The sequence below is a fragment of the Phenylobacterium sp. genome, from assembly GCF_028290885.1.
Classification (GTDB): Bacteria; Pseudomonadota; Alphaproteobacteria; order Caulobacterales; family Caulobacteraceae; genus Phenylobacterium.
In genome coordinates this window covers 1-8,020 of the sequence record NZ_JAQGIZ010000105.1, presented here as the reverse complement: position 1 = coordinate 8,020, position 8,020 = coordinate 1, and the positions used below count along the sequence as shown (strand labels likewise).

The 8,020-nt window shown below is 71.6% G+C and carries 6 protein-coding genes; 3 read left to right on the top strand and 3 right to left on the bottom strand.

Going from position 1 to position 8,020, the window contains the following annotated elements:
* The 3 genes from JWP28_RS07460 to JWP28_RS07450 form a co-directional block, all read right to left on the bottom strand.
* On the bottom strand, positions 1 to 583 hold a 583-nt coding region (locus JWP28_RS07460; protein ID WP_299541649.1), incomplete at its 3' end, for a DeoR/GlpR family DNA-binding transcription regulator.
* Positions 584 to 657: 74 nt separating this feature from the next.
* Entirely contained in the window at positions 658 to 1,950 is a 1,293-nt protein-coding gene (rhaI, locus tag JWP28_RS07455; protein ID WP_299541647.1) for an L-rhamnose catabolism isomerase, read from the bottom strand.
* Between the two features lie 14 nt (positions 1,951 to 1,964).
* Complete coding sequence (locus tag JWP28_RS07450) at positions 1,965 to 4,082, bottom strand: bifunctional rhamnulose-1-phosphate aldolase/short-chain dehydrogenase (RefSeq protein WP_299541645.1); 2,118 nt, start codon at positions 4,080 to 4,082, stop codon at positions 1,965 to 1,967.
* A 79-nt stretch (positions 4,083 to 4,161) separates the two neighbouring features.
* Here JWP28_RS07450 and JWP28_RS07445 point away from each other — a divergent pair, with 79 nt between their 5' ends.
* The 3 genes from JWP28_RS07445 to JWP28_RS07435 form a co-directional block, all read left to right on the top strand.
* Positions 4,162 to 5,571 carry a carbohydrate kinase gene (locus JWP28_RS07445; RefSeq protein ID WP_299541643.1) on the top strand — a complete coding sequence of 470 codons (1,410 nt, stop codon included), beginning with the start codon at positions 4,162 to 4,164 and terminating at the stop codon, positions 5,569 to 5,571.
* Between the two features lie 84 nt (positions 5,572 to 5,655).
* The gene (locus JWP28_RS07440) at positions 5,656 to 6,897 is read left to right on the top strand and encodes an MFS transporter (RefSeq protein ID WP_299541641.1); all 1,242 of its coding nucleotides are present in this window, start codon (positions 5,656 to 5,658) and stop codon (positions 6,895 to 6,897) included.
* 3 nt (positions 6,898 to 6,900) lie between these two features.
* The coding region (locus tag JWP28_RS07435) for a glycosyl hydrolase (RefSeq protein WP_299541639.1) at positions 6,901 to 8,020 on the top strand (1,120 nt) is incomplete at its 3' end.

The following is an 8,020-nucleotide window of genomic DNA, read 5'->3' as shown; positions in this document are numbered from 1 at the left end:
CCTGGATCAGCAGGGTGTCGGTCTGCATCACCCCATGGCGGCCGACCGCCGCGGCGCCCAGGAACATCTTCGAGGCCCGATAGCGGCTCGTGCCGTCCTCGTCGAAGGCGCTGAGGATGATGTTCTGCTCGCGGAAGAGGGCGCCGCCGGGGATCGAGATGCGGGTGTTGGGCTGCGGCAGCAGGGCGCTGACGATCGGCAGCGAGTTGGTCAGCACCTGCAGGCCCAGCTCTTCCAGGTGCGGGCACATGCGCAGCGTCGTCGAGCCGCCGTCGATGATCACCGCCTCGCCGGGGCTGCAAAGCGCCGCCGCGGCCCGGCCGATGGCCTCCTTTTCGCGGGCGTGCCGCGCCAGGTTCTCCTGCAGCGGCACGCCGGAAAGATGCTGCCGCTCGGCGCGGGCGGAACTCAGCCGCGCCCCGCCGCGCACCCGCACCAGCTGGCCAGCCCCGGCCAGCCGGTCGAGGTCGCGCCGCAGGGTGGCCGGGGAGGCGTCGAGGCGGCGGTCCAGCTCCTGGAAGCCGATGAAGCCGCGCTCCTCGAGCATCTGCAGGATCAGCTGCTCGCGTTCAGCGGCGTGCATGGGCGTTCCGGCGGCTCATCGGGCGTATCTCCACGACTTCTGAGCGGTCCGCAACCAACTCGCGTCGTTTCCGATCAGACGATGCCGGCGCCCAGGCCGACGGGCTTGCGCTCCTGCGCCTTGCGTTCGCGCCAGCCCATGGCGCGATAGAGCGCGATCGGATCCGCCGCGCCGCCGGCCTCGATCCGCGCCATCTCCACGATCGGCGTGACGTCCGTGCGGTAGGCGCCGCGCAGGGCCTGGAAGGCCATCATCACGTCGTTGGAGTCCTGGGCGGCGTGCAGCGCGTTGCGGTCCACGATCGCCGCCTTGGCGAAGGCGCCGGCGATGGCCTCGGCGGAGGAGAGCATGCTCTCGATCGGGTCGGTGACGTTGTGCGACTGGTCGATCATGTAGGCCGGGTCGAAGCCGTCGCGCGGGCGGGCTTCGGCCTCGATCAGTTCGTTGAACACCAGGAACAGCTGGTGTGGGTTGATGGCGCCAGAGTCGAGGTCGTCGTCGCCGTACTTGGAATCGTTGAAGTGGAAGCCGCCCAGCTTCCCGAAGCGGTGCAGCCGCGCCACGATCTGCTCGATGTTGACGTTCGGCGCATGGTGGCCGAGGTCGACCAGGCACTGCGCCTTGGGCCCGAGCTGCTGGGCGGCCAGGATGCTGCTCCCCCAGTCGGAGATCACCGTGGCGTAGAAGGCCGGCTCGTACAGCTTGTGCTCGAGCAGCATGCGCCAGCCGTCGGGCAGGGCGGCGTAGATCTCGGCGGCGCTCTCCAGGTAGCGGTCGAGCGCGGCGGCGAAGTCCTGCTGGCCGGGGAAGTTGGCGCCGTCGCCGACCCAGACGGTGATCGCCCGCGAGCCGAGCTGTCGCCCGATCTCGATGCATTCGATGTTGTGGGCCACGGCCTGGGCGCGCACCGCCGGGTCGGTCGCCGCCAGGCTGCCGCTTCGATAGGAATGCGCCTGGCCGGGCTGGTCCTGGAAGGTGTTGGAGTTCACCGCGTCGAACGCGAGGCCGAGCGCGGCCGCCTCCTGCCGAAGGGCGGCGTAGTCCTCGACCTTGTCCCACGGGAAGTGCGGCGAGACGCGCGGCGTGGCGCGGCTGAGCTGCTGGACGACGGCGCAGTCCTCCAGCTTCTCGTGGATGTCGGTGGGCTCGCCGGGGATCGGGAACTTGGCGAAGCGGGTGCCGCCGCGGCCGCTGCCCCAGCTCGGCAGGGCGATGGAGAAGCCGGCGACGCGCGCCTTCACCGCCTCGATGTCGACGCCGCGCCGGTCGAGCGCGCGGCCCAGGCTGTCGTACTCGTCGCGCAGCGCGTCGAGACGCCTGTCGTTGTGGCTCCCGATCTGGTCGGCGGAGAGGGGAGGGCCGTTCATCGCCGTCTCACCTTCTAGCGGGTGAACGCCTGGGCGTTGCCGGCGTCCACGTTGAGGATGTTGCCCGTCGACTTCGATGCGGCGTCCGAAGCCAGGAAATAGACCGCCTCGGCGATGTCCTCCGGAAGCACGGTGCGCTTCAGGAGCGAGCGTTGGCGATAGAATTCTTCCAGCTCGTCGCCGGCGTCGATCCCATAGGCGTTGGCCCGTTCCTGGCGCCACTCGCCGTCCCAGATGCGCGAGCCGCGGATCACCGCGTCGGGATTGACCACATTGACCCGGATGCCGTGCTCGGCCCCTTCCAGCGCCAGGCAGCGCGCCAGGTGCAGGGCGGCGGCCTTGGCCGAGGCATAGGCCGAGGCGTTGGGGGTGGCGGCCAGCGCGTTCTTCGAGCCGATGAAGACGATCGCGCCGTTCTTTTGTCGCCGCATCAGCGGGAAGGCCGCGCGGCTGGTCAGGAAGTAGCCCTCGGCCAGCACGTCGTAGTTCTTGCGCCAGAGCTCCACGGTGGTCTCTTCCAGCGGCGCCGAGGAGGCCAGGCCGGCGTTGGCCACCAGGATGTCCAGCCCGCCGAACTCGCGCGCCACCGCCTCGAACGCCGCCTGGATCTCCGCTTCCTTGGTGACGTCGCAGACCGCGGCCCGCACCAGGTCGGCGCCGAACCGGGCGGCCAGGCGCTGACGGTCCTCCTCCAGCCCCTCGGCGTCCAGGTCGGTGAGCATCACGCAGGCGCCGTCGGCCAGCAGCCGCGCGGCGACCGCGCCGCCGATGCCGCCGGCCGCGCCGGTCACCAGGGCGACCTTGCCCGCCAGCGGCCGCGGTTTCGGCGCCCGCTGCAGCTTGGCCTCTTCCAGGGCCCAGTACTCGATGGCGAAGGCTTCGGACTCCGGCAGGCCCGCGTAGGCGCCGATCGCCTCGGCGCCGCGCATCACATTGATCGCATTGCCGTAGAACTCGCCGGCCAGCCGCGCCGTGGTCTTGTCGGCCGCGAAGCTGAAGCGGCCGACGTCCGGCAGCAGGATCACCACCGGATTGGCGTCGCGCATCTTCGGGTCGGCGGGGCCGGCGTGGCGTCGGTAATAGGCGGCGTAGTCCTGGCGGTACCGATCCAGGGCGGCCTCCAGGTCAGCGTCCTCGAGCCGGGCCGGATCGAGCAGCAGCGGGGCGATCTTGGTCCGCAGGAAGTGGTCCGGACAGGAGGTGCCGATGGCGGCCAGCCGCCCGACCTCGCGGCTGTTCACGAACTCCAGGGTCTCGGGGTCGTCGCTGAAATGGCCGAGCTTGGGCCGTTCGCCGCCCATCATCCCGCGCAGGCGGGGCATCAGCCGCGCGGCGCCGGCGGCGCGGGCAGCGGCGTCGAGGGGCTCCACGACGGGCCCGCCAAACGCCGGACGCCCCGCCAGCCGCTCGTTGAGGTGGCGCGCGGCGCGGGCGACGAGGTCGATGGTGTTCTCGTAGCAGCCCTTGGCGTCGTCGCCCCAGCAGATGATCCCGTGGCCGGCGAGCATCACCCCCCGCAGGCCGGGGCGGCTCGAAACGTAGTCGCGCAGGCGCAGGCCGAGGTCGAAGCCGGGCCGCTTCCAGGCCAGCCAACCGACAGTCCCGCCATAGATTTCCTGCGTCGCCGCTTCGCCCCCCGACGAGGCGGCGAGCGCGATGACCGCGTCCGGATGCACGTGATCCACATGCGCGAACGGCAGGTAGGCGTGCAGCGGCGTGTCGATGGAGGCCGCGCGCGGGTTCAGGTCGAAGGTGCAGTGCGGCAGGTAGCCCACCATCTCGTCTTCGAACGCGACGCCGCGGTAGAGCCGCTCCAGGCCCAGCAACTTGTCGAGGTAGAGCGTCGAGAAGCCGTCGAGCGCCATCGACCCAAGGTCGCCGCCGGAGCCCTTCACCCAGAGCACGGCCGTCGGCTCCCCCGTCAAGGGATCGGTCTCGGTGAGCTTCGCCGAGGTGTTGCCGCCGCCGAAATTGGTCACCGTCAGGTCCGACCCGAGCAGGTTGGATCGGTAGAGCAGCAGCTGCGCCGGGCCGAGCGTCGCGGCTTCGGCGTCCGACCAGCGCGAGGCGGGAGCCTGGAACTGCAGCGCGGCCTGAGGCACGGTGGACGTTCGGGCGGTGGTCTCCGGCATGATGCGAAACCTAGCCTCCTCACTAGCTGCGATCAATCAACTTCGATAAAAAGGCGTCAAAATAGATCGGAGGAAGAGCGTGGGATCAGGCGGCGTGGTGGTGCTCGACGTGGGCAAGACGAACGCCAAGCTTACGCTTTGGGACGCGCCGGGCGGCGGCCTGTTGCGCCGTGTCCGCGCGAACCGGCCGGCGGAGGGCCCAGGCTACCGCGCCCTCGACGCGGATGGGATCGAAGCCTGGCTCGCCCACACCCTACGCGAATTCGCAGGGCTCGCCCGGATCCGGGCCATCGTGCCGGTGGCGCATGGCGCTGCCGCGGCCCCGGTGCATCGCGGCGCGCTGTTCGCGCCGCCCATGGACTATGAGGACGAGGCGGGCGAGGCCGAGCGCGCCGCCTATGGACGCCAGCGCGATCCCTTCGCCGCCACCGGCTCGCCCTACCTGCCGCAGGGACTGAACCTCGGGCTGCAGCTGCATCGCCTCGAGGCCCTGACCGGCCCCTGGCCCGACGACCTCGCGATCCTGCCCTGGCCGCAGTATTGGGCCTGGCGGCTGAGCGGCGTGGCTGCCAGCGAGGCCAGCAGCCTGGGTTGCCACAGTGACCTGTGGCGGCCCTACGAGCGCTCGGCGACCCGGCTCGCGACCGGGCGCGGCTGGTGGCAGCGCCTGGGCCCTCTGCGCCGGGCGGACGAGGCGTTGGGGCCGATCGCGCCGGAATGGGCCGAGCGGACCGGCCTGCCCGCCGACTGCGCGGTGTTCTGCGGCCTGCACGACAGCAACGCCGCGCTGCTGGGCGCCCGCGGTCATGCCGAGATCGCGGCCGGCGACGCGACGGTGCTGTCCACCGGCACCTGGTTCGTGGCCATGCGCTCGCCCGACCCCGCGGCGCGCTCGACGCCCATTCTGCTGGACGAGGGGCGCGACTGCCTGGTGAACGTCGACGTGGAAGGCCAGCCGGTCCCGTCCGCGCGCTTCATGGGCGGGCGGGAAGCTGAGCTGATCGCCGCCGGCGCGGACGGCCCCGCCGACGAAGCGGCGCTGATCGATCGCCTCCCGGGGCTGGTCGCGGCGGGCGTCCAGATCCATCCGAGCTTCGCGCCGGGCGTGGGACCGTTCCCGAGCCATCGAGGCGGCTGGAGCGGGGAGCCCGCGGACACCGCCGACCGCCGGGCGGCGCTGGCGCTCTACCTGGCCCTGATGGCGGATGCGTCGCTGGACCTGATCGGCTCGCGCGATCGCCTGCTGGTCGAAGGCCGCTTCGCCGCCTCGACGGCCTTTATCCGCGCGCTGGCGAGGCTGCGCCCGAGCCAGCAGGTCTATGTCTGCGACGCCGAGGATGACGTGGCCTATGGCGCGCTGCGGCTCGTCGATCCCGACCGCCCGCCGCCGTCGCCGCTCGTGCCGGTGCGCCCGCTGGAGTCCTCCCTGGACGACTACCGCGCCCGCTGGCGGGCCGGCCTGGCGCGCGAATCGGCGTCAGCGGTCTGATCGAAATGAACCATTTGCGTTCAGAACAGATCATCGGCAGATTGCCGGAAACGGGCGCCTGAAGACGCCGAGGGAAGGAACACCATGGCCATCGAGACCGACGCCGCGCCGCCCGGCGTGGCGTTTCCCTCGGGATCGCTGCGTGGGCCGCTGGCGTTCGCCATCGCCTGTTTCGTGGTCTGGGGCCTGGCCTATGGACTGCTCGACGTCCTCAACAAGCACTTCCAGGAGACGCTGCAGGTCGGCAAGGCGCAGTCGACCTGGCTGCAGATCGCCTATTTCGGCGCCTACCTGGTGATGAGCGTTCCGGCCGGGCTGCTGCTGCAGGCCCGGGGCTACAAGGCGGGCATCGTGTCCGGGCTGGTGGTCACGGCCATCGGCGCCCTGCTGTTCGTGCCTTCGGCGCGGGCCGAGAGCTTCACCCTCTTCGTCGGCTCGATGTTCGTCATGGCCGCCGGTCTCTGCGTCCTGGAGACAGCGGCGGACACCTATGTGAACGCGCTCGGCCCGCCCGAGCACGCCTCGCGGCGGCTGAATCTGGCCCAGTCGTTCAATGCGCTGGGCGTGTTCTTTGGCCCCCTGATCGGCGGGGCGCTGTTCTTCGAGACCCCCGGCGCCGCGCCAGGCGGCCAATCGGCGGTGCAGCTCACCTACCTGGTCATCGCAGCGGCCGTGCTGCTGTTCGCCTTCGCCGTGTCCCGTGCGCGCCTGCCGGAGATCCATGAGGCGCAGCGGCCGGACGCCCCGGCGGGCGATGCGCCGCTGTGGAGCCGGCCGCACTTCACGCTCGGGGTGGTGACCCAGGCGCTCTACATCGGCGCCCAGGTCGGGATCGGGGCCTTCTTCATCAACCTGGTGACCGAGACCTGGCCGGGGCTGACCTCGCGCCAGGGCGCGTTTCTGCTCTCCATCGCCACCGCCGGCTATCTGATCGGGCGGTTCGCCACCACAGGGCTGCTGCTGCGGTTCGCGCCGCGCAGCATCCTCACGGTCTACGGCCTCGCCAACCTGGCGCTGTGCCTGGTGGTCGCCGCGGGAATCGAGAAGGTGTCGGCTGTGGCCCTGATCGCGGTCTTCTTCTTCATGTCGACGATGTTCGCCACGATCTTCACCCTCGGCGTGGCGGGCCTGGGGCCGGCCACCAAGCGCGGCGCGTCGATGATGGTGATGGCCATCGGCGGCGGCGTGCTGCTGCCCTATCCGATGGGCCGGATCGCCGAGGCCTACGGCACGCCCGCGGCCTTCCTGCTGCCGGCCGCCAGTTTCGTCCTCGTCGCCTACTACGGCTGGCGCGGCGCGGCCCAGATCTCATCGGTGGAGGCTTAAAGCGTGGCGTCATCGCTCCCATTCCGGCTGGCGCTCTGCGCCGCCGCCGCCGCCGTGCTCGTCCCGGCGTCCGGTTTGACCCAGACAGCGCCCGCCGCGCCGGACGCCCTGGAGGCCGGGTTCCGCTCGCCGCCGAACGTCGCCAAGCCGCGGGCCTGGTGGCACTGGATGAACGGCAACGTCACGCCCGAGGGGATCAAAGCCGACCTGGAGTGGATGAACCGCGTCGGCATCGGCGGCGCGCACTATTTCGACGCCGGCGGCCCTTTGGCCAACTACCGGTTCATCACCCCGCGCGTGGTGGTCGGCGATCCGAACTGGCAGGCCGACATCCGCCTGGCGGCCAGCACGGTCGACCGGCTGGGTATGGAGCTCACCACCGCCGCCTCTCCCGGCTGGAGCGAGACGGGCGGCCCCTGGGTCACGCCGGCCCAGGCGATGAAGAAGTACGTCTGGAGCGAGACGCCGGTGGAGGGCGGCCGCCCCTTCCGCGGGATCCTGGCCCATCCGCCGATCACCACGGGCCCCTTCCAGACCGCGCTCGCCCCGGACGCCCTCGGCATCACCGCCGACACCGGCAAGCCGGCCAGCTTCTACGCCGACGCCCTGGTGGTGGCCTATCGTGCGCCGCCCTCGGAGCAGGCCGGCGGCGCGCCCGGGAAGATCACCACCAGTGGCGGCCGGACGGAGCTGGAGCGGCTGGACGGCGGCGACCTCGCCCGGTCGGTGTCCATCGTCGGCGCGGCCGACGGCTCGCCGCCATGGATCCAGGTGGAGTACGCCAGGCCGCAGACGGTGCGCGGCCTGCTGCTCGGCGAGGCCGGGCTGGGCGCCAGCGGCGGCGACGCCAAGCCCCAGGTGCTGGTCAGCGACGACGGCAAGACCTGGCGGGTCGGCGCGACGCTCAGCGGGCCGGCCGACGCGGCGGTCAAGAGCTACGGTTTCGCCCCGCTCACGGCCAGGTTCTTCCGCCTGACCCTGCCGATGCCGCCCCGCCAGCCGCGCCCCTCGGGCATTCCGGACTTCGCCCCGCCCGCGCGGCCGCAAAGCGCCGCGGTGTCGGTCTTCGCCCTGCAGGCCTCCGGCGTGGTCGACAGGTTCGTGGAAAAGGCCGGTTTCTCGG

Coding starts and splice junctions, on each gene's coding strand:
- rhaI (WP_299541647.1), bottom strand. CDS start 1,950: ATGAACGGCCCTCCCCTCTCCGCCGACCAGATCGGGAGCCACAACGAC.
- JWP28_RS07450 (WP_299541645.1), bottom strand. CDS start 4,082: ATGCCGGAGACCACCGCCCGAACGTCCACCGTGCCTCAGGCCGCGCTG.
- JWP28_RS07440 (WP_299541641.1), top strand. CDS start 5,656: ATGGCCATCGAGACCGACGCCGCGCCGCCCGGCGTGGCGTTTCCCTCG.